23 protein-coding genes are annotated in these 22,570 nt (G+C 37.8%); 9 read left to right on the top strand and 14 right to left on the bottom strand.

The window, feature by feature from the left end; translation table 11 throughout:
• Positions 1 to 3: 3 nt before the first annotated feature.
• From JK635_RS16585 to JK635_RS16565, 5 genes are all read right to left on the bottom strand, one after another.
• Positions 4 to 897: a 5'-3' exonuclease gene (locus JK635_RS16585; RefSeq protein ID WP_202655074.1), complete on the bottom strand. Its 894-nt coding sequence runs from the start codon at positions 895 to 897 to the stop codon at positions 4 to 6.
• Positions 898 to 960: 63 nt separating this feature from the next.
• Positions 961 to 1,785, bottom strand: coding sequence for a sulfurtransferase (locus JK635_RS16580; protein WP_202655073.1), 825 nt, complete (start codon positions 1,783 to 1,785; stop codon positions 961 to 963).
• Positions 1,786 to 1,797: 12 nt separating this feature from the next.
• Entirely contained in the window at positions 1,798 to 5,451 is a 3,654-nt protein-coding gene (locus JK635_RS16575; RefSeq protein ID WP_202655072.1) for a dynamin family protein, read from the bottom strand.
• A 339-nt stretch (positions 5,452 to 5,790) separates the two neighbouring features.
• Positions 5,791 to 6,360, bottom strand: a complete 570-nt coding sequence (locus JK635_RS16570; RefSeq protein ID WP_202655071.1) for an isoprenylcysteine carboxyl methyltransferase family protein — start codon at positions 6,358 to 6,360, stop codon at positions 5,791 to 5,793.
• On the bottom strand, positions 6,357 to 7,448 hold the full coding sequence (locus tag JK635_RS16565; RefSeq protein WP_202655070.1) for a type III polyketide synthase: 1,092 nt from the start codon (positions 7,446 to 7,448) through the stop codon (positions 6,357 to 6,359). The genes JK635_RS16570 and JK635_RS16565 overlap by 4 nt, the downstream gene beginning before the upstream one ends.
• Positions 7,449 to 8,088: 640 nt before the next feature.
• Here JK635_RS16565 and JK635_RS16560 point away from each other — a divergent pair.
• Genes JK635_RS16560 through JK635_RS16550 form a run of 3 tightly spaced genes read left to right on the top strand, consistent with a single transcriptional unit; the run spans position 8,089 to position 10,394 of the window.
• Positions 8,089 to 8,238: a cytochrome c oxidase subunit 2A gene (locus tag JK635_RS16560; RefSeq protein ID WP_202655069.1), complete on the top strand. Its 150-nt coding sequence runs from the start codon at positions 8,089 to 8,091 to the stop codon at positions 8,236 to 8,238.
• Positions 8,239 to 8,259: 21 nt separating this feature from the next.
• On the top strand, positions 8,260 to 8,739 hold the full coding sequence (locus tag JK635_RS16555; protein ID WP_202655068.1) for a cytochrome c oxidase subunit II: 480 nt from the start codon (positions 8,260 to 8,262) through the stop codon (positions 8,737 to 8,739).
• Positions 8,736 to 10,394, top strand: coding sequence for a b(o/a)3-type cytochrome-c oxidase subunit 1 (locus JK635_RS16550; protein WP_202655067.1), 1,659 nt, complete (start codon positions 8,736 to 8,738; stop codon positions 10,392 to 10,394). Before JK635_RS16555 ends, JK635_RS16550 begins: the two co-directional genes overlap by 4 nt.
• An 84-nt stretch (positions 10,395 to 10,478) precedes the next feature.
• Here the strand turns inward: JK635_RS16550 and JK635_RS16545 are convergent, their stop codons facing one another.
• Positions 10,479 to 11,375 carry a DMT family transporter gene (locus JK635_RS16545; protein ID WP_202655066.1) on the bottom strand — a complete coding sequence of 299 codons (897 nt, stop codon included), beginning with the start codon at positions 11,373 to 11,375 and terminating at the stop codon, positions 10,479 to 10,481.
• Positions 11,376 to 11,654: 279 nt separating this feature from the next.
• Positions 11,655 to 11,888: a DUF2249 domain-containing protein gene (locus JK635_RS16540; RefSeq protein WP_202655065.1), complete on the bottom strand. Its 234-nt coding sequence runs from the start codon at positions 11,886 to 11,888 to the stop codon at positions 11,655 to 11,657.
• Positions 11,889 to 12,015: 127 nt separating this feature from the next.
• On the opposite strand from JK635_RS16540, the gene JK635_RS16535 reads away from it, so the two are divergent.
• Positions 12,016 to 12,162, top strand: coding sequence for a hypothetical protein (locus tag JK635_RS16535; RefSeq protein ID WP_202655064.1), 147 nt, complete (start codon positions 12,016 to 12,018; stop codon positions 12,160 to 12,162).
• 26 nt (positions 12,163 to 12,188) lie between these two features.
• Here the strand turns inward: JK635_RS16535 and JK635_RS16530 are convergent, their stop codons facing one another.
• Positions 12,189 to 14,558 carry a nitric-oxide reductase large subunit gene (locus tag JK635_RS16530; protein WP_202655063.1) on the bottom strand — a complete coding sequence of 790 codons (2,370 nt, stop codon included), beginning with the start codon at positions 14,556 to 14,558 and terminating at the stop codon, positions 12,189 to 12,191.
• Between the two features lie 241 nt (positions 14,559 to 14,799).
• Between JK635_RS16530 and JK635_RS16525 the strand changes: the two genes are divergently transcribed.
• Genes JK635_RS16525 through JK635_RS16505 form a run of 5 tightly spaced genes read left to right on the top strand, consistent with a single transcriptional unit; the run spans position 14,800 to position 17,548 of the window.
• Positions 14,800 to 15,492 carry a Crp/Fnr family transcriptional regulator gene (locus tag JK635_RS16525; protein WP_202655062.1) on the top strand — a complete coding sequence of 231 codons (693 nt, stop codon included), beginning with the start codon at positions 14,800 to 14,802 and terminating at the stop codon, positions 15,490 to 15,492.
• Positions 15,493 to 15,518: 26 nt separating this feature from the next.
• Positions 15,519 to 15,752 carry a DUF2249 domain-containing protein gene (locus JK635_RS16520; protein WP_202655061.1) on the top strand — a complete coding sequence of 78 codons (234 nt, stop codon included), beginning with the start codon at positions 15,519 to 15,521 and terminating at the stop codon, positions 15,750 to 15,752.
• 13 nt (positions 15,753 to 15,765) lie between these two features.
• Positions 15,766 to 15,975, top strand: coding sequence for a DUF2249 domain-containing protein (locus JK635_RS16515; protein ID WP_202655060.1), 210 nt, complete (start codon positions 15,766 to 15,768; stop codon positions 15,973 to 15,975).
• A 12-nt stretch (positions 15,976 to 15,987) separates the two neighbouring features.
• Complete coding sequence (locus JK635_RS16510; protein ID WP_202655059.1) at positions 15,988 to 17,232, top strand: hypothetical protein; 1,245 nt, start codon at positions 15,988 to 15,990, stop codon at positions 17,230 to 17,232.
• Between the two features lie 13 nt (positions 17,233 to 17,245).
• Positions 17,246 to 17,548, top strand: coding sequence for a metal-sulfur cluster assembly factor (locus JK635_RS16505; RefSeq protein WP_202655058.1), 303 nt, complete (start codon positions 17,246 to 17,248; stop codon positions 17,546 to 17,548).
• 716 nt (positions 17,549 to 18,264) lie between these two features.
• On the opposite strand, the gene JK635_RS16500 is transcribed toward JK635_RS16505, so the two are convergent.
• From JK635_RS16500 to JK635_RS16480, 6 genes are all read right to left on the bottom strand, one after another.
• Positions 18,265 to 19,323, bottom strand: a complete 1,059-nt coding sequence (locus tag JK635_RS16500; RefSeq protein WP_202655057.1) for a M42 family metallopeptidase — start codon at positions 19,321 to 19,323, stop codon at positions 18,265 to 18,267.
• A 36-nt stretch (positions 19,324 to 19,359) separates the two neighbouring features.
• A complete protein-coding gene (locus tag JK635_RS16495) occupies positions 19,360 to 20,748 on the bottom strand; it encodes an MFS transporter (protein ID WP_202655056.1) in 1,389 nt (462 codons plus the stop codon).
• Positions 20,749 to 20,825: 77 nt separating this feature from the next.
• Complete coding sequence (locus JK635_RS25790) at positions 20,826 to 20,960, bottom strand: hypothetical protein (protein ID WP_368857104.1); 135 nt, start codon at positions 20,958 to 20,960, stop codon at positions 20,826 to 20,828.
• 14 nt (positions 20,961 to 20,974) lie between these two features.
• Complete coding sequence (locus JK635_RS16490) at positions 20,975 to 21,631, bottom strand: metallopeptidase TldD-related protein (RefSeq protein WP_202655055.1); 657 nt, start codon at positions 21,629 to 21,631, stop codon at positions 20,975 to 20,977.
• Positions 21,632 to 21,663: 32 nt separating this feature from the next.
• Positions 21,664 to 21,915, bottom strand: coding sequence for a hypothetical protein (locus JK635_RS16485; protein ID WP_202655054.1), 252 nt, complete (start codon positions 21,913 to 21,915; stop codon positions 21,664 to 21,666).
• 86 nt (positions 21,916 to 22,001) lie between these two features.
• Positions 22,002 to 22,358 carry a hypothetical protein gene (locus JK635_RS16480; protein WP_202655053.1) on the bottom strand — a complete coding sequence of 119 codons (357 nt, stop codon included), beginning with the start codon at positions 22,356 to 22,358 and terminating at the stop codon, positions 22,002 to 22,004.
• Between the last annotated feature and the right edge of the window lie 212 nt (positions 22,359 to 22,570).

The following is a 22,570-nucleotide window of genomic DNA, read 5'->3' as shown; positions in this document are numbered from 1 at the left end:
TTGTTAAGATATAATGGCTTCATCCATTGGCAGCAGCCGCTGCAAACCGCGGATTTCGAGCTCCATTAATTTATTTAAGACTTTTTCCCTTTCAATCCTCAGCCCCGCTTCTTCAATGGTGCAGCTGACAGGAACATCACATTTAATCTCGGCCAATCTTCTCGATAGGTAGAGCATGTCGATATTCTGTTCAATTTTGGTGCGATTTGATTTGGACAACCGATCGAGGTTGGCGACTATATTCTCAACATGATGAAACTCTTTTAACAATTTAAGTGCCGTTTTCTCGCCAATCCCTTTTACCCCGGGGTAATTATCACTCGGATCCCCCATCAAGGCTTTTAAATCAATCATCTGTCTTGGTGAAATTCCTTTTTCTTCAAAAAAGGTTTCAGGCGTGTGTACCAGATAATTTCCAAAGCCTTTTTTCAGCAAAATAACCGATATTTCATCATCCAGCAATTGAAGAATATCTTGATCTCCTGTCAGGATGGAAACATGGGCATAGTCCTTGACTTGGTTTGCAATTGTCCCCATACAATCATCTGCTTCAAACCCGTCGATACCTATGTTGGGAATATCAAATGATGCCACCACCTCTTTGACAAGGTCAAATTGCGGGATTAACTCCTCTGGAGCCTCGCCACGGTTGCCTTTATAGTCCGGAAAAAGCTCAGTTCGAAATGTTTTGCTGCCCATATCCCAACATACCGCCAAATGTGTCGGCTTAAACGACGAAATAGCGGTAAACATATGTTTTATAAAGCCATGGATTCCATTTGTCGGGATTCCTTTAGAGTTGACCATAAATTGTCCGGAAACGGCTGTTGCATAAAAAGCTCGGAAAAGCAGTGCCATTCCATCAACAAGCATAAATGAAGGCTTTTGCTGCTTCATGTTAAGAACCTCCTTAGAAAAAACACATGTTTACCATTATACCACAAATACAGCTTAAAAAAATTATTCGATAATATTATCGTCATAGCTGATCCAATCGCTAAAACTTCCTAAATAAAGCTTTACTTTGTCAAAGCCTGCTTCCTTTAACGCCAAAAAGTTCGGCGTTGCCGTAATGCCTGAGCCGCAGTAAACAATAATTTGTTTGTCCGGATCGACATCTTTGAATCTTTCTTTTTGATCCTCTGCCGGCTTAAACTGCCCGCCGCTAAATCCGTCGATATATGGTTTATTAATGGCACCAGGGATATGACCGGCCTTTTTATCAATCGGCTCTTCCATTCCCAGATAGCGCTTGGCTTCACGTGAATCAATTAGTATTGCTGCTTTTTTTCCGGCAGATACGGCTTTTACCTCTTCGATATCGGCTAAAAGTTCAGGCCGAATATGGCTGTGAAAATGAACTTTTTCGAAGGATGGAATATCCGCGGATAGAGGATAGTTCGCCGCCCGCCATTGTTTAAAACCGCCATTTAATACATATACCTTATCATGACCCAAATAGTGAAGCAGCCACCAAAAGCGTCCGGCAAATGAGCATTCGCCGTTGTCATAAGCAACAATGGTTACGGTCTCATCGATGCCTGCTTGTTCCAATTTGTGAATGAAATCTGGCAAATTAGGAAATGGATGACGGCCTCCATGTTCTTTAACGGTGCTGGATAGATCTTTTACCACATCAAAGAAAACGGCCCCAGGCAAATGGCTTTCTTCATATTCTTGACGGCCTTGCTCTTTATCCGCCAAAGAAAACCGGCAATCAACAATTCTAATCTTGCTGTCATCTAAATTTCTTAACAGCCAGTCTTTTTCTACAATGTACTTCAATCTAGTTCCCCCCTATGAATTAGCTAATTGCTGTTTTATTTCCATTAGCCGTTCAATTGGCACACCGCCGTCTATGGCAGCTAATAAGCTAAAGCAGAAATCCTCAGCCTGTTGTTTTATATGGTCAAGTAAACGGTAGAATTCGCGAGATATTTCATCCGTATAATATTGAGTCACTCGTTCAGCTTCCTGATTTAAATACTGGTCCGCCAGCGGATTTAACACGTTTTGAAGTTCCTCCAGCATAAATTTTTTCTCATCCTTTTCAAAAAAGGCCTTCGGACTCTTAAAATAAGAGAGTGCTCTGGCAAACACTTGGAGGTCAGTCTTGCTAAAGGCAATTGGGAAATCAAGCTGATTATTGGCGTTGACTTCAACAAATGAAAAAGATAAATCCTGATTAATGTCCTGTAAGTGCCAGACAATCGTTTCCTGGTATTCCGCAAACAGTTTTTCCACAAACCGGTCTAGTCTAACAGTTGTCGCCCGCATCTCTTGAGCAAAGTCAAAACCAAGGCTCTCTAAGAATTCTTCAAGGGCCGCTTGCAGGACTTTTTTCAAGTTGCGCCCATCATCCCTTAATGTCGATGGGTTAAAGGCTTCTTTAAAGAAATCACCAAAGCGGAAAAAGACCCGCTGTTTAATGTAGTAAATTAACTCTTCAGCTTCCTGAAGCATGCGGCTCGTGAGATGGTCAGCGGTTTGGGCGGCTAATAGACCAATAATTTCCGCCTTCTGCTGCTCAATCTCAAAGCGCTTTTTCGCTTTGAGATTCTTATCTTCTTTGGCAGTTTGAATCAGCTTGTTCATGACAGCCTGAAGACGTGTCACTTCTTTTTCCGCCGCGGAAACTGCCATTTCCGTTAAATCATTGGAAATAAACTCTGCGAAATCATGCTCAAAATAACTCATTCCCGATGATTCTGCCGCTGGTTGATCTGTTTTTTCCTGCAGCGCAAGCAAGCTTGATAATGGATAAAGATGGGGATTGCGAATCCCGTATTTCACCAGCTGATCTTGAACATAATCACAAACAGCCTGTTTTTCCTCCTCGTTCTCAGCCAAGTCAATGGCATTAATAATAAAGAACATTTTATCAAGCTGGAATGAATCCTTAACCCGGCCCAACTGAATTAGAAATTCCCGGTCTGCTTTTGAAAAGGCATGATTGTAATAAGTGACGAAAAGAATCGCATCTGAATTTTTGATATAATCAAAGGCAACCCCGGTATGTCGTGCATTAATCGAATCCGCCCCAGGTGTGTCAACTAAAGTGATTCCTTTCCGGGTTAATTCGCAGTCATAGTAAAGCTCAATCCATTCGACATAACAAGATCTTTCCTCTAAGGCAACAAAATTATGAAACTCGTTAAGATCCGTGACTAAAACCGTGCCCAAGCGTGGTACAAAGGCGGAGTATCCTTTTGCAAATGCCGTTAAAAAGGCAAAATGGGTTTTCTCCAAGACACCCGCCTGGCCTTGCTCAAGCATAATCGAGCTGATATGTTTTATCGCCTCTGTGAAATCCTTGGCCTGTAAATCAAAAAACTTTAACGAACGGTTAACATCCTCAAGCATTGCCGCACTTTCCTTAAACTTCACCAAGGCCGTACCGTGCTTGTACTCGGAGGTTACCGGTTTAATTTTATTAATCGCCGCAGTAGTCGGGTTTGGTGAAACCGGCAACACCCTTTCTCCCATTAAGGCATTGGCAAATGAGGATTTGCCTGCGCTAAAAGCACCAAATAAAGCAACGGTAAAACCTTTGTTTTCTAATCTGCCAGCCTTCTCCATCAATTCAATTGATAATTTTTGGAACCCCGGTAAATCCACGATTAACTTTGAAGCCAGCTGCAGTCTGGCAACTGTCGTTTTCAGCTGATCCTCTGCCCGCTTACTATTCGATTGACGACTCCGAGCAAGCTTATCGCTAGCTGGCGTAATCAGCTTTTCTTTTTTTTCTTTAAGAGGTTCATAATCGGACTTCACCAGCTCATATTCCTCTTCCGCCAGCTTAAATAGATCATGATCTTCTTGAAAGAAGACGTCGGTTTCACTGAGTAAATCATTGATAATTGTTTCTTTCCTGGCAATCTGTTGTTCAAATGATGTTAGTTCCGAGAATGCCGCAACATACTGCTGCATATGACTCAGTTCCTGCTCATATTGAGTTCTTAACCTTTTTACCTGCTCGGAAAGAGAACTAAGCAAGCTCGCTTTAAATTGACCAAGTTCATTTCTGGCATACTTCTTAATATCATTGGCAACATCTTCAGTATAATGAAGCAAATATTCCCCGGTTAAGCGGGCTCCTGACTTTATCGCATCAAGTAAGATCTTTTCAGGAACCGAGAGCGAAAATTTTTGCGCCATGTCTAATAGTTCACCATGATTTAATCCGGCCTCTTTTAATGTCCTTAACAAAAATTCACGTAAGTGCCATTCAAGCTGTGACTTCGTTTTATCATTGATATCATCGTAAAATTTTTGGAATCGGGCTTTTTTCTCCTCCAGCGTTTTCTGCTTTGAAAACAGGAACCCTACCTTAAATTCCGGCTGTGATGACTCCAGAAAGCTTTCAGCTAAAGCTCTAGTTTGAAACGGCATTAAATAGGCATTTTTTAAAATTTTATCCATTTCTGCATCAAATTGCTTTTCCTTTTTTGTGACACTTTCGGTTAGTTCTTCCAAGTCAGCAGAAATTTTCCGATAGGTTTCCAGTAATCCTGTTTTTTCCTCGTCAGTTAAATCATTTAATCGGGCAAAAATCGGTGCTAGTTTATCCTTCTCTGCTTTTCTTGTATGTTCAATATGTTCCGCGGCAATTTTTTTTAAAGAATGGAATACGGATGGCAGTAAAAATTGATCTTTTTCAACTAAATGGTCAGCAATAAACTGCCGCAGGTCCTGAAACTGATTAAATGGGTGTTCTTTATCTTTTAATGACGTATAAAAGATTTTTGCCGGCTTTACCCCCCAAGAACCAAAAGCATCAACTACACTTTGCTGAAAGTCTTGAAAACTTAGCTCTTCTTCCTTATGTTTATCAATTTGATTGACAATTAAATAGACATCCTTCCCTGCCTCTGTCAGCTCTTTCGTAAATAAAAAATTCAATTCTGCCTGAACATGATTATAATCCATTACATAAAGGATCAAATCTGCTAAATGGATCGCTGATTCAGTGGCAATCCGATGAGCATCATCGGCTGAATCAATCCCAGGTGTATCCATAATCACCGTATTCTCTGGCAGATGGGAGTCACTGTGACTAATCTCAATTTCCTCAATTTTATCGCCGTCTTTACAATAATTTTTAACCAGTTCATAGTCATAAGGAGCTAAATAAAGGCGCGGCTTACCGCTTTTGAAAAAGACTTTTGCATAATCATCGCCGGATTTCACCTTCACCAGGTTGGCACTGGTAGGAATTGGACTCGACGGCAATAAATTTTCTCCCACTACCCGATTGATCATCGTTGATTTTCCTGCGGAAAAATGACCGCAAAAGGCAATCGCATATTCCCGATTGGCCAATTTTTTTGCTAACTGTTTCACTTTTTCAGCATTTTCGTGATCACTTTGTTCCATTAAATAGTCGTACATCAAGACCATCTTTTGTTTAAGTGTCTGGATGGTTTCATTTTGCTTGGCAGTTTTCACCATTACATTTAATCCCCTTAGCATCGTGATAATAATTTCTATTTTATACGATAATTCAAACTTTTCCTATCTTGACACTTCAAACCGGTTTAATTTTTTAAAAAATAAAAAAGCCAAGGAGTGTACAAGCTCCCTGGCAAAAATTAAATCCATTTTAATGAGTTACATTTTTTAAAACGTGCTTAATGACAAATGCGTAAATAATGATTGTTCCGACAACAAAAGCATATGTCATATGTAACACTCTCCTTATTACGTCCGTTGCTGAGAACAATTCTCACTCTAATCAAATTGTAGCACTGATGATAATCATTTTCAACATCAAAAAAGTAAAAGTCACAATTATTTCACAATCTTTGGTATAAAACGATTATAATCATGAAAAGTTCCTTCATATTCCGTTAACCTTTTAAGTGCTTTTTCCTCTTCCGGAATCCGAATCATAAGCATGAACATATTTAATAATGTAAAAATAAATAATGTATAATAGGTGGAAAACAATAATGGAATCACGATAAACTCCAATGTAACGATACAGTAGTTAGGATGTTTCATAAAGCGGTATGGACCATTCTTGACTACTTTTGCATTTGGCAGCACAATAATTTTCGTGTTCCAATACTTACCGAGTGACGCGATGATCCAAATTCTCATCATCTGCCCCAATATAAAAAGAAGGAAAATTGCCGGCCATAACGGAGTTAACCTGCAATTAAAGAAAATTTTTTCAAAAACAAATACCGCAAAAAACAGCATGTGCATCGTGACTAGATAACGATAGTGATCTTTGCCGAATTCAACTGCCCCCCGCTGTTTCAACCACTTTTCATTCCTTTTTGCAATCACCAGTTCTATTAAACGTGCGGTAATTAGATAGCTGATTAAGCAAAGAAACGGTGTACTACTACTCATTCAAACCACCTTAATAATAACAATTCCATACTAAAGCCCGGACCGAGGGCAGCGCACAAAGCATTGGCCCCAACCGGAATTTGCAATTCCAAATAACGCTTTAACACATAAAATATAGTCGCTGAAGACATATTTCCGTATTGTCTTAACACCTCCAAAGAATTTTCAACCATGGAAGCAGGGATATGTAGTGCTTTCAAATAAGCGTCTAGTACCTTTTTACCACCCGGATGGGCAATAAAATAATCTATTTTTTCCAAATGAAGCCGCTGATGTTGAAGAAAGCTGATAACATTTGGCTTTAGCCATCGCTCGATGATACTGGGGATATCGCGGGAGAAGAGAACGTATAAGCCCTCATTTTGAAGATCCCACCCCATAACATCCAATGAATCAGGCATTAACGTCGACTGCGTGGCCATTATTGCCGGCAAGGTTTTTTTCAATCTTACTTCATCCAGATTACAACCATCTCCACAAATCAGCGCACAAGCTATACCATCAGCAAAAAGCGATGTGGCGATTAAATTACTTTTTGAAAGGTCATCATGCTGAAATGTGAGACTGCAAAGTTCAACTGCCAAGACAAGAACTTTTGCGCTGGGAAAGGCCAGGCAATATTCATATGCTCTTGATAACCCGGCGGCCCCGCCGGCACAGCCAAGCCCCCAAATGGGGATCCGTTTTGTGTTTGGGTTAAACGGGAGAAGATTCATTATCCTCGCCTCTATAGTGGGAGTAGCAAAACCAGTTGTCGAGACAAAAAAGATGGCATCAATTTCCGCAACGGGAATTGATTTTTTTAAAAATGAGCGATTTGTTAAACAATTTATAACTGCAGCCTTCCCTAAAGAAACCGCTGCTTCAATATAAGCATCATTTCTTTCTTTTAATGAATGGCTGTTCCCGAACCAGGCTAAATCTTTCACAAAATGGCGTTTTTCAATTTGACCATTTTGAAACACCTGCAATAATCTATCGATATCCTTATAGGCATTTGAAAATAGATTTTTGGCAAATTCAGAGGCTTTGTCTTGTTTTATTTCAAACGGCGGAATAACTTCTGCAATAGAAATGATTGTTGGCATTTTCTGACTCCCTAATATATTTACGGAATATTATCTCCTGTTCACCAGCCATTATTCCAGTAAAAAAAAAGCCTCCCCGCAGATGGAGAAGCAAACGTTTTGAAGGTTGTTGTTGTGCTCTATTATTATATAGCAGATTCATTGGCCAGGCATTGAACAATCTTTTCCAGCTTTATTTTTCGGGCTGCTTATGAATTTCAATCTTTATTTTGTTACTGGCTAAAATTCCGCATATTTTACAATACTCCATTTTGCTATACAATAAGCGGCATTGCTCACAGTAATATTTCTCCACTTACCGATCACTCTCTTCCAATCTGAAAAATATTCAAATAATAATTATACTATTCCTTCTATCCGATAAGGTGACATAAAATGGCGAAAGGACCTTTTAGGAAAATTCAACTACTTATGTCACAAGTGAGTTATGGCATTTCACATTTTGTTCACATTTGCAAAAATGCAAAATGTGACATAAATCACTATTACATCAATTTTTCACTATATTCATAGTGAAAATATAAAGTATGAACAATTTGTGAACTCTTAAATTTGGTATTTTTCTTTCAAGATTGTTTTGTATTATGAAAGAGAACTAAATTATTTTTATTTTTAAACTTTCAGAAGGGAGTGTTTGGGGATGGCGAAAGCAGAACTTAAAACGGAACAAAAAACAGAAATAGAAGATAGTTCTTCTTTAAAAGGAACACTTGCATCCGTTTTCTTCCTGGGATTGTTTATTGTTATCACCTGGGTTAGTGTTTACATGCTATTCGTAGAACGTTTTTAAAGATTGAAGGGGGAAAAAATTATGCATATGCATAAGCTGGAAAAAATTTGGCTAATAGTGGGTGTTAGCTGCCTGGTTCTTTTCTTAACCACGATAGGTGTAAGCGCCTTCTACCTTGGCAATAAACCGCCAAGCTGTTTAACAACAGTAGACCCTGATAAGGTCGATCAGCAAAAGCCATTCGACAAACCGGGGTTACATAAAGTAGAAGGAAAAGACTGGGATTATGAGCTAGTCTATGTTGCGCAGGCATTCTCATATAATCCCGCTCAAGTAAAAGTTCCTCTTGGGGCGAAAGTAAAGGTAATTGCTACAACGAAAGACGTCATTCACGGTTTTGAAGTTGCCGGAACGAATATTAATATGATGCTTGAACCTGGCTATGTCAGCGAATATACGACAACATTTAATAAAGCTGGCGAATATTTAGTCGTTTGTAACGAATATTGCGGCTCGGGTCACCATTTAATGTTCTCAAAGATAGAGGTGGTTAAACAATGATAAATAGTGTTTCGGCAAAGGTAAAGGTTGATCCCAAAGATGCAAAGGTTTCAATGGCGCATTTTTATGTGGCCTTTATAGCGCTTGCTCTTGGGGGACTTATGGGCTTACTGCAAGTGCTCGTCCGTTCCGGTAAATTCGAATTACCATTAGGAATAGGCTATTATGAGATTTTAACCACCCACGGTGTGTTAATGGGGCTTATTTTAACTACGTTTTTCATCATGGGATTCCAATATGCTGCAGTCAGCAAAACAGCCGGAACCCACTCTAATGCAGCGAGACGTGCTGGTTGGATTGGTTTTTGGCTGATGACAATTGGAACATTAATGGCGGCTGCGATGATTTTGACCAATAAAGCATCCGTTCTTTATACGTTCTATGCACCGCTTCAAGCACATTGGATTTTCTACTTAGGTTTAACCTTGGTCGTTGTCGGCAGCTGGGTTGATGGTGCAGCACAAATTATGACCTACGCTAAATGGCGGAAGAATAATCCTGGGAAACCAAGTCCGCTTTTGACCTTTATGGCTGTTATTAATACAGTAATGTGGATTGTCGCTACCCTTGGTGTAGCCTCAACTGTATTATTCCAATTGCTTCCATGGTCTTTGGGTCTGGTTGACCGGGTTGATGTCCTGGTAAGCCGTACGCTCTTCTGGTACTTCGGTCACCCGCTGGTTTATTTCTGGTTACTTCCTGCTTATATGGCTTGGTATGTTGTGATTCCAAAAGTAATTGGTGGCAAAATTTTCTCAGATTCTTTAGCTCGTTTGACATTTATTTTATTCCTGCTATTTTCGGTTCCGGTCGGTTTCCACCATCAGTTAATGGAACCGGGGATTGATCCAGCATGGAAGTTCATTCAAGTTATCCTGACATTTATGGTTGTCATCCCATCATTGATGACCGCATTCTCCCTCTTCGCTACATTTGAAAGATATGGACGTAGCAAGGGAGCAAAAGGCCTTTTCGGCTGGTTTAAAGTACTTCCGTGGAATGATGCCCGCTTTACCGTTCCATTTATCGGTATGGTTGCATTTATCCCTGCAGGTGCTGGTGGTATTGTCAATGCTTCCAACCAAATGGACCAGGTAGTTCATAACACTATTTGGGTAACGGGTCACTTTCATCTTACAGTTGCAACCGCTGTATTATTAACATTCCTGGGTGTGTCTTATTGGCTTGTCCCGCATTTAACGGGGCGTAAACTAACAAAATCCATGAATAAATTGGCGATTATCCAAGGTTGGGTTTGGTTTATTGGAATGACGTTCATGTCTGTAGCAATGCATCTTGAAGGTCTCTTAGGCGGACCACGACGCTCAAGTTTTTCAACATATGGGAATTCACAGCAGGCTTTAGATTGGATTCCATACCAAATTGCCCAAGCAGTCGGCGGATCGATTTTATTCATTGGGATTATCTTGTTCTTAATCATTTTTATTAATCTCGCTTTCTTTGCACCAAAAGGAGAAGAAGAATTCCCTGTTGGTGAAGCAGAGAATCTGGAAGAAAAAGCACCATTGGTATTTGAAAACTGGAAATTATGGCTTGGAATAACTGCTGTACTTATCTTGTTTGCCTACACGGTGCCATTCATTGATATCATTCAAAATGCACCAATTGGCTCAAAAGGCTTTAAGACATGGTAATAAAAAGTAAATACTTTGTTAAAAGAAAACATCTTTAGATAAACAAAAGAAAAAAACACTTGAAAACTAGGACAAACGAAGGCTTCAATCGATGATTGAAGCCTTTTGTTTTTTTGGCAGATTAACGATAATAACTGATGCGAGAATTAGACTGGATCCAATGGCCTGAATCAATCCAAAGCTTTCCTTATAAAGTAATAGGCTTAATAAAGTAGCCACCAAAGGTTCAACAGTTGCAATGATGGCTGCCTTACTGCTTTCAATTTTCTCCAACCCCTTCGTATATAATAAAAAGGCAATAACGGTTGGAAACAACGCAAAACCAATTCCATAAATGAGGACTTGCCCACTAAAAAGTAATCCTGCTTTATTCCATAGACCGGAAATTGGGAGTAAGAAAATAGCCGCGATTAAAAATGTATAAAAGGTAACGGTAAACGGCTGATATTTTTCCAAGGCAAATTTACCAAAGATGCTATATAAGGCATAACCAAAACCGGCACCAAGACCAGTAATAATGCCAAGCGTACTTAAAGAGGCAGCATCATGTTGGCTGACGCCGGCAATTAGCATACACCCCAGGATCGTTCCGGAGACTGAGACAGCCTTTAGCCATGTCATTTTTTCCTTTAAAAACAAAAATGATAAAATGGTCACGAAAGCCGGCGATGTATAAAGCAATATGACCGCTAAAGATAAATTCATTTGATTAACGGAAGTAAAATAGCACCAATTAAATAACACAATACTAAAGATTCCCGTCCCGATAAATAACTTCAAATCTGATAGAGAAATTTTCATCTGCGGCCGATATTTTACCAGTCCGATAATCCCCAGCAATATGGCTGCCATTACCACTCGGATAGTAACAATTTCCATTGAAGATAAGCCAATAGCTGAAAGTTTCCGAACAAAGATCGCGATAATCCCCCATAACGTCGCACTAATAGATATCAAAAAAATCGGGTAAACGTGTTTCAATTTAACTGATACACCTTTCCATATTTTTCTGATAAATAATCAATGTCTTTCTGACATAATTCTAAGAACTCCATAGTTAATGGTCCAAAATCCATCAAAGCTTCCCCCTTTTTCATAAAATAAATTTTATCACATTCTTCTGAAAAGTTAAAAGACGGTGCAAGCGATCTCCCCTTTATAAAAAAATACAACAGAAGTTATTTCTGTTGTAAAATAAATTTATCTAAAATAATGGGTTTCTCGAATGTTTTAAAGAGGGACTTGTCAAATCAGCAAAAATTATCTCTTACTAATCGTTACTTTCCAAATTTCAGGACCTTCTTCAGTATACTCCCAAGTAAATTGCTCTGCTCTCTCCATCATAAATTGATATAGCAGGGGCTTTGGATCATGGTCATTGATAATTTGCATGATTTCCCCCGATGCTAACGCATCAAATGCTTTAAAGATCGTTGGATGTTTTTCACGTGGTGGATAATCTGGTACATTTATTACCTTAGCAAAAGTTTGCAATAGAATCACTCCTGTTATTTCGTTAACTGCTATTACATTATAAAAAATGTTTTTCCAAGAAATAGTGAACCCTATCACAGTTTATTGATGATTTTGTTAATAGGTTTAAGGCAAAGGAGGATTTGGGATGAAGGAATTAGTTGGCACCTGCAGTTGCTGTGGTAAAGACATTTATTGTTTAGACGGTTTTTTCAATGGAGTCATGACGGATGAAAAACAAAGTTACTGCTTCACTTGCTACGAAACTATATGCAAAAAAAATGAAAATCCGTAAAGCTGAGCCTTACGGATTTTCATTATTTATTCTTCTTCATAATCAAGTGTTAAATCTTTAACCGGGAGCTTTTCCCCCTCTTTATGTGTTGGCTTACGCAAATTGAAAAGCGCTTTAATGCAGAATAGTGTAAGAACAATTACTCCGGCTAGGAAAATGGTGTCAGGAACAGCACGCCAGGTTAATATAGTTTGCACAAAGTCCTGTTTCAGGAATGCCGAGGAACGGCTGGCTGCATAACCATGATAGAAGGCTTCTTTTATTTGCTTAATACCGACAGGAAGCAGCGATAAGAAGACCATTCCGGCAAGACCGATATTTAACATGATACAGCTAAATTTAATCCACTTATCATTCCAAGCCTCTGGTTTTACAACATTTCTTAAGGAGTATAGCAGGACTGCACAGGCAAACATACCATATACCCCCATCATCGCACCATGTCCATGAGCCGGTGTTAAGAATTGCCCATGTTCAAAGTAGGAAACGGCTGGCAGATTGATCAAGAATCCTAGGACACCAGCACCAACCAAGTTCCAGATGGCAACAGAAATCAAGAACCAGAAGGTACCTTTGAAAGGAAAATCGACGCCGCCATCACGCATCATTCTATATTGTTCATATGCTTCAAGAATTAATAATGTCAACGGAATGACTTCCAGAGCTGAGAAAACAGCACCAAGTCCTATCCAAACCTCAGCGGATCCGTTATAGTAATAATGGTGGCCAATGCCGATTACCCCGCTGCCTAACAATAAAATTAATTGGAAGTATAATTGTCTAACAGTTGATTTTTTCGTAACGAGTCCCAATTGAACAAGTAAGAACCCGATTACCACTACGGCAAACACTTCGAAAATTCCTTCCACCCAAAGGTGAATGATCCACCAACGCCAATAATCAGCAAAGGTAAAGCTTGTATCCGGATTAATAAATAATGCGAAGATATAAAAGGCTGGAACAGCAATTGCCGAGTAAAATAATAAGTGAATTAAACCGCCTTTATCACTTTCTTTCTTTAATCCGGCTTTAATTCCCCGAAAGACAATAAACAGCCAAATAAACATACCTACGATCAGAATCAGCTGCCATACACGTCCCAGCTCAATATATTCCCAGCCTGAGTGTCCGAACAGGAACCATTCGTTGCCTAAATAGCCTTTGGCACCAAGCCATTCGCCGACCATGCTGCCGCCGACAAGGACAACTAATGCCCAGAATAAAATATCAACTAATAATCCTTGCTTCTTCGGTTCATAACCGCCAACAAGCGGTGCTACATAGATCCCCATTCCAAGCCAGGCAGTTGCAATCCAGAATATCGCCAGCTGCAAATGATAGCCTTTTGTGATATTAAATGGAAGGATATCATGAATCCACTTTATTCCGAAAAAGCTCTCCGGTTCAATGTAATAGTGGGCAAGTAACGCCCCAAACATACATTGAACAAAGAATAACACTGAAACAACGGCAAAATACTTTCCTGTTTTAACCTGCGAACTTGTCACCGGCATGGCACGCAAATCTATCCGCGGGAAATTTCCTTCCTTATAGGCCTCTTTCATGCTAAATTGATAACGGTAGAAGAAGTATAGAATAATTCCAATCATTAAAATTAATATCGTAACGCTTGCTCCGCTCCACCATACAGCTGAGAAAGACAGATGATTTCCGGCATCTTCGTAATACGGCCAGTTATTCGTATAGGTTATTTTGTCTCCTGGCCGTACAGTGCTTGAGAGCCAGGCCGTCCAGAAGAAGAAATCAGAAATTTGCTTTATTTGATCCCCGTTATCTACATAGGCACGATGACTTGTTGGCATATCTGATTCTTTTATTAGATTGGCCTTTAAACCCCAGCTATCGCCTTTTGTGAAAATCTTCTTATAATATGTACGCACTTTCTCCAAGCCAAACGCCTGTGCGTCCGTAAGCTGCAAAGTATCTTTGCTTGAATCATAACGATTTTTTCGCATTTCCTTAATAACTTGATTTTTGATGATTGCCTTATCATCCGTATTTAGGGTCGCATAATTTTGCTGATACTGTTGATTTGCCTTAAAATCCTGCATTCCTTCGGTATATATTTTTAATGCTTCGGCCGTATAGTCCGGTCCCATATAGGAGCCATGTCCAAGCACGGTACCATAATCCATTAATCCGTATTTTTGCCATACGGCCTGGCCGCCCATAATTGATTTTTTCGTTAACAATACTTCACCCTTTTGATTGGTGATTTTCAGCGGCCTAGGAGCTTGTTCCTTGAAGATCCAATAACCTCCCCCAAGCAAAACTGTGAAACTAAGAATAATAGTGACTAATAGAATAGATTTCAATAGGGCATTTTTATTTTCCTTTGCCATTTTTTTTGTGGCTGTTCCCCTTTGGATATCCATTTGGTTCTCCTCCTTTTCATTACAAATCATATTTTAGCTTTCCAATAATTCTACAGTGTGAGGCGCCTCATTTTTAATCTGTGATAATTCTCACATTTAGCGGATTTTTGTTCACAATTTTGTCACATCAAGAATTATTTTCATAAAAACTTCACTTCTATGATGCAGGTCACATATTTACTGTGATTTCATTGCTAAAATAGTTCCGAATAGAGTAATTAATAACATGAAGGTGATGTTAATGAGGCAAGAGGACATAGAAAAGAGACTATCCGATGTCCCCTTATTTAAAGAGTTATCATCCGATGAACTAGCTCCCATCGTGGAGATTGCCCTAACTCGCTTTTATAAGCATAAGATGTATGTTTTTATGCAGGACGACCCCCTTGATCGTGTCTTCTTTATTCATCGCGGTAAGGTGAAAATTTACAAAACTGATTTTACCGGTAAGGAGCAAATTGTCTCGGTGTTGGAACCGGGTGAAATGTTTCCTCATGCCGGCTTTTTTAGGAAGGGGCATTATCCAGCACATGCTGAGGTTATCGAGGATGCAGATTTAATTGTTATCCCTATTGACAAATTTGAAGAAATCCTCATTTCTTTTCCTGAACTTTGTATTAAACTTTTTAAAGTGCTGGGAGAAAAAATTATCGATTTACAAGGGAGATTAGAAGCGCAGGTTCTTCATAATACATTTGAACAAATTGTTCTCCTGCTTATTAGGTTATGTAAAACGAATGGGGAAAAAATCGGGGGTCATTATAAGCTGACAACCCCATTTACAAATCGGGAATTGGCCAATATGATTGGAACTTCCAGGGAAACTGTCAGCCGTACGATTAACCAATTAAAAAAGAAAAAGCAAGTTGTTCTGAGTGAGGATGGGTTTTACTATATCGACCGTGAATCCCTCCAAGGAGAATTGTTTTCTTAATTTGAAGGAAAGGTAAGGATGGTTAAATGGAACCGAAAATAATTGAATTAGATGTTAGAGAAGATTTAAAAAATAAAATTGAGCCATTCCAAAAAATAATGGAGGCTGTAAAGGATTGCAATCAGGGCGATATCTTCATTCTTCATGCCCCGTTTAAGCCAACCCCGCTGTTTGCCATTTTAAAAGCAAAGGGCTTTTCCCATGAGGCGGAGGAAATCGAAAAAAAGCATTGGAAAGTAACCTTTACAAAGAGCAACTAGGAGTGTGAAATCAATGAAAATGCTAGATAATCGTGGTCTTGAGCCGCCACAGCCAATGATGCGGACTTTAGCTGCATTAACAAAAATGAAAGATGATGAAGTATTAACGATTATTAATGATAGAAGACCCATGTTCCTTTATGAGCAGCTGGAAGAACTCGGATATAAACAGCGAACCGAACAACAATCAGATGGAAGTTTTAAAATTGAAATCTTTCGTTAAGAAGGTGAGACTATGCTTCCGCAGAATTTAGGAAGTGAAACCAATTTCAAACTTCCTTTTTCCTTTATATTATTTAGTTTAATAGCCCTCATTGCCTCGCAAATCATGTTGCTATTTAACGGGCAAATGGTGACCGGGGGCAGCTTTCGAATTCCGGGGATTTGGTCGGCAGCCCATTTATTAGTCCTGGGGTGGGCCTTGATGATTGCTATGGGAGCGATGTACCAGCTGGTACCAGTGGCCTTTTTAACTAAAATTTGGAGTGAAAAATTGGGTTTTATCCAATTTTTCATTACGGCAATAGGAGTCATCTCCTTTGCTGTCACTTTATATTTTTCACCGCAACATGCGTTGATTCCAGGGATCCTGACCCTTTTGGGAATTTTAATGTTTATATTTCAAATGCTGATGACCTTACAAACACAGGCTAAGCCAAATATCCTGACGGCTTTTGTCGGAACCGCTTTAGTTTGCTTGCTGCTGACGATATCCTTAGGGATCACCTTAATATATTGCTTAGAAACAGGTACCGGTACCAACTATTATCAAGCTATTTTTAAAAGCCATTTATTAATGGGCCTTACCGGCTGGTTTACTCTGTTAATTTTCGGATTTTCCTATAAGATGGTTCCGATGTTTTCATTATCGCATGGTTTTCCAATGATTCATGCCAGATATGTATATGGATTTTATACAGCAGGACTGATCATCACACTCATTTCCTTCTTTAATGGACAAAGCGTTTTAACAAAGGTTGGTTTCTTTCTACTGTTAGTGGGGTTTTCCATTTTCAGCTGGCATATCAGCATCATCATTAACAAAAGGTTAAAGAAAAAACTCGATAAGCCGTTCTCATTTGCTTTGTCAGCTATTGGCTTGGGAAACATTATTCATTTGGCAGCCTTCTTGCTTTTATGGACTTCAACATTTAATAAGGTGATCGGACCGCTCGTCTACGCCTATATTTTACTTTGGATCGTTCTTAGCATCACAGGCTATTTATATAAGATTGTTCCTTTCCTCTGGTGGACCTATAAATACAGTAAAGAAATTGGCAAAGCAAAGGTACCTGCTTTAAAGGAAATGATGAATGAAAAACTCATAGCCCCTGTTTTGTCATTATTGATAACCGCAGTAGCTGTCGTTTTTTGTTCCTTAATCATCCAATCTGCAGTTCTCTTTAATATTGGACAATTCGTTGCATCGATTGTATTTATCGTGTTTGCTGGTGGAATCTTTAGCGTTTTAAAAAAATAACGAGGTGTTTACGATGAACTTAGAAGAGAAAATACTCGAAGCATTAAAAAGCGTCTATGATCCTGAATTAAATATGAATGTGGTCGATTTAGGATTAATATATGGTATCGGGACTACTGAACAAGGCGATGTACAAATTACCATGACCTTAACAACACCAGGATGCCCGCTTCACAGCAGTATTACGAGCGGAGTGCGCTACTGTGTCGAAGCGCTTGAAGAAACCAGAAACGTCGAGGTTAACCTCGTCTGGGAACCAGCATGGTCCCCTGACAAAATGACAGAAGAAGGAAAAAGAGCATTAGGAAGATGGTGAAAGGGTGTTTTTTCCCATCCCCCCATAATTAAATTAGTAAAAAACCAGACGATATTAAACATAAGTAACAATTCATAGCCTTTAATTTTTTGTGTAGCAATGAACCAATAATGCTAGTTTGGTTGCTACACACCACACCCCTCAAATATAAATAAACATAAAAATGTTGGAATTAGATCCAACAAGTACGGGCACAAAAATAAATTTTTTTGAAGCTGTCATCACCCTCATGCATGAAAGTCGCATATTACAATCTTAAGAGTATCCGATTTAAAAATCTGACTTATATATCTGATGCTTTCACTAAACATAAGAAAACCGGGGCAAATTTACCTCCCCGGCTCCTATTTTTTGTGGTGCTTCCCCTTCGGCTCGTATTATTGATTACAGCTATGACTGAGTGACATCCGTGCCATAGTTTTGAGCCACTAGGGAAATCGAAGAGCCCCCAGAAAATAATGTGTTCTACATGTAGTTTGTAGTATCAGTTTGTCACTTTACAACGAGTTCTCTACAGGCATGGATTCCTAGCCAGAAAGCCAGCATCCATAGGGGCTGTCTCAGTCGATAAGGCTATCATCCCGTTTCTCATTGTAATAAAGTGCACGTCTAGTCCGAAATCTATTTTATGGTGGCTCTAGCCATGGCAGGGGTGTCACTATTTTTTGTCCTAAGTGTCCCAGCAGTGTCACTTTTACAAGGCAATAATCGATTATTTAGGTACTTCTTTCTACAAACTTTTTTAGTAATTCTACTGTTTTTTTAATGTCTTGATTATCAACCATTTCAAATGCAGTATGTGTATATCTAGTTGGAATACCAACTAATGCTGAAGGGATTCCTCTGTCATAAAATGCAATACCATCAGACCCATACTTACTGTAAATACCGATTTGATAAGGGATATTATTTTCTTTAGCTGTATCTTCTAACTGCCATAAAAGGTTTGTATCATAATGAATAGCCCCATCTTTATAGACTAATGCAGGTCCGGCACCTAATCGATTAGGATAATCCTGTTGATTTACCGTTGGTATATCCCCTACTAAGCCAATATCCAATGGGATAGCAAGGTCAAATTTCATAAATTCACCTAAAGCATAAGCGCCATGCGCTTTATTTTCTTCTTGAACCGTTGTACCTAACCAAACCTCATAATTTAAGTCTTCAGGGTTCAAATTATTTAACAAAAGATCCATAATAAGAAGTCCCGCACGATCATCAATTGCTTTTCCAACATAACGGTTCCCTATTTTTGATAATTTTCTGTTCCATATAACACTCGATCCGACACGTACACCCATTTTTTCTACTTCCTCTTTGGTATTTACTCCAAGATCAACAAAAAATCCGTTAAAATCTAAATTACTTCCCATTTGTTGATTGGTAAGAATATGACCGGTAGGAGCAGCAAAAATACCGGTGGCTACAACTCCTTTACGATCAATAACTTGGGCTGTTTGACCAATCATATGTAAATGAATTGGGGCTGTTCTATGAGCCTCTTGAACTGGATCAAGTAAAATAAAACCAGTTGGTGTAATATACCTAACTATAAAACCAATCTCATCCATATGAGCTTGAATTAGTAATTTAGGTCCTTTACCACCTATTTTGCAAATAAGATTTCCTACAGGATCAATCATATATTCTTGAACTTTATCTTTCCAACGATTTTGTAACCAGTTTCGAACGGTATACTCATGGCCAACTGGCCCAGGTAGATCAATTAATTCCTTTAGAGTTCCATAAATTTTTTCATCATTTAATACCATGTCTTTTCCTCCCAATGTTTTATTATTTTATATTCCTTAAATTTCTGTTTCATTTAATTGAGCATCTACCTTTTTTCTTGAATTGAGTATACGCCAATCAAATACAACAGAAGCTAATGCTAGCAATAAGAAAATTAAATTAACTATCATCACAAATTGAAAACCTTCTATTGAAATATTCCCTTTTTGATTTTGTATAATTGAACCAAAAAAACCAGCAGCAAAGGCACCAGTAATAAACTGTATCATTTGAAATACACCCATATAGTTTCCGGTTTGATCGGAAGGTACAGAAAGTAAGGCAATTTTATTCTGAGAAGGCATTGTAAATGTTCCACCTAGACCAATTAAAATAAAAGTAACACTATAATAAATAACAGATGAAATAGAGGTACTAAATAACAAAAACATTGATCCTGAAATGGATGTGAGTATTCCCAAACTCAAAATAGTCCTTGGCTTTTTATCTGCTACTTTGCCTGAATATCGTGCAAAAAGGAATGTCATAAGTGCTTGACCTAATAAAATCCCTCCAACGATAACAGGCGTTATATTATGTATTTCTTGCATATAACTAGGTACAAAAAGAACAATAGAATTAACTACTAAAAATAAACAAAATACTCTTATACTAGCATTTATAAAGATTTTATTTTTAAAAATTCCTTTAGGGAGTAAAGAGAGATCGCCATTTTTACGTCTTTCTCCGTATAAAAACAGTGCTAAAAAGCCTAAAGAAAATACTAAACTAAATATTTTTGTAGTCAATGTTTGAGACATAAAGATTATTTGCATCGAAACAATCGCACCGAGTAAACAAAAGGCACTTAAAAACCCTACCTTTATTATTACATTCGATGGCGAAACATTTGGGAGATATAAAAATGCTAAAATAGCATTTAATAATGAAATAGCACATAAACAAATGAATATACCATTCCAACTTGTATAGTCTATTATAAGTCCTCCAAGAGCTGGACCTGTAAGTGTTGCTACAGAAAGGACAGTCGAAAACCATCCAAAAGCCCACCCGATCTTATTTTCTGAGAACAATTTTCGGATTAAGGAGATAATCACAGGTAAAATCATTGCATCTGCCAATGCCTGTAAAGATTGAAAAAATAAAAAACAATACCAACTATTAATTAATCCACTTAATAGTGATGAAATTGAAAATAGGCATAAACCAAATAAAAATTGTTTTCTTGCTTCTAACCTATCAGATAGCTTACCAAAGAAAGGCAAACCTACTGCGAATATAGAAAAAAACAATATATTTCTCCATTGTAATTCTCCAAAGGTAACATTAAATTCTTTTACAATATCAGGAAATGCAATGGTAATCATCGAGGTACTCATTACACCTGAGAAAACCCCCATGGAAATTATAATTATTAATAATTGATCATTAATTTTGTTTTTCATGGTAAACCCGCCACTTTTCATATGTTTTTCCGTTCAATTTTCTCTTGTAATAGGGTAGATTGTGAATTTTTCCAACCTTACAATGGGAGATCCCATTGTATTAGGTAATTGATTTGTCCATATTTATCACAACCAAATGCTGGATTATAAAATTTAACTATATCTGTAAGTTCGATTATTTTCGAAATCGCCTCAAATTTGTTCCCCTTAATATCAAATCTCCTAATTACCTTATTAGTAATCTTTCCATTTTCAATCCAATAACCATATGACGTACAATAAAATTAGTTCCCATGGAGCCCCCACCCCATGCTCCTATACAATAAATCCCTTTCTCGATATTTTCTATAATGTGATTAAACTTTTGACTTCCAGCATCAGCATAAGTTACTGACATTCTTGGGAGGGTAATTGGCATTTTAGGAACTCGCCTTCCACTCCCCCCATAAGGTGCATTCATAATTTTTTGCGTTTGTTTATTATGAAGAAGCTCGTTCCAAATTCCATCCTTAACTAATTGATTACATCTACCTGGCATCCCATCGTGATCCTTGTCGTAACTTCTCCGATGACCAGTAATCAGAGGATTATCAAAAACATTTAGTGGGAAGTCAGTTAATCTAGAACCTAACTTTACATCATTTTGATGCAGAATATATTGAAGATAGTTATCAGCCTCTGATGTATGACCAACGCATTCATGAATAAAAATTGATGCCGGCAAATGATCTAAAACCAGAGGCAATGTTTCAGTTCTTTCTAACTCTTTTCCAACTAGCGCAGCAATTATTTCATCTTCGATTGCCTCTCTTAACAATTCTAATAGGTTATTGGAAAAGGTAGTGTGCCAAATAACTGGAATAATATTTTTCTCTCTTTCCAAAAAAATTCTACATATAAAAACATTTTCAGTATTTAGGGTAAGATAATGTTTTTTTGTGCAAGCCAGGTTTCACGGGATTGAATTAAAACATGAAATTTTACTAAGTAATTCTTATATATTTTTAATAAATTTTTTAATTCTGTTATACAAGAATGTAACTCTTCATCCAATTTTTGAAATAAAAGAATTTTGGCTTTTGAATGAATGAAGGTAGAATTTCTATGTTCGACCTTATCATCTAATGAGTTATATTCGCTAGTTCTGAAAAAAAAGGAATCTTCCATATCCTTATACCTTCTTTTGGACATTAAATCATGTAAAATATAGATAATTCTAACGTTTTTTTCTCTATTCAACATTTTTAAGTCAGTCAGTCTTCCATTAATCCTAGACTTTTTAATTTATTTACGGTTTCCAAAAGAGTCTCTTGTGAAATATTATATTTTTTTATTAACTCTTCGGACTGACCAAGAATTGATTCTGTATTTCGGTGAATAAGTAAGTCCTCTATTAAAAAGTTTATAGGACCACAAATGAAATTGTTCTTGGTTGATGCATATAAAAAAGGAAAAATATTTTGTCGATTATCTACAGAATTATTACCTGTGATACTAGTATAAATATTCTTTGTATAGTGCTGTACACTATACTTACATGCAGCATTCTCATTTATATCGTCAGTTTGTATTATAAAATTCGGATTTTGATTAACCACTAATATTGACATTAAGGTAGTTAAAAACTCATGCTTAAGTACAAAGTGGTTAATATTATTTTCAGGATTATCTAATCTAAATAAATCTAATGATTTTCACTAGTGTTGCATAAAAAGTATCGGAATTTTCAGTTAAAATATTTCACCTTTTTAGGGCCAAAAAGATAAATACCCATTTAAAGGTGGCTCTGTCCATTTGGAAATTTATTTACAGTTAAACCTGA

This window comes from Neobacillus paridis, assembly GCF_016765675.1.
Taxonomy (GTDB): Bacteria; Bacillota; Bacilli; order Bacillales; family Cytobacillaceae; genus Neobacillus; species Neobacillus paridis.
The sequence above is the reverse complement of the archived record's forward strand: the minus strand, read 5'-3'. Positions and strand labels throughout refer to the sequence as shown.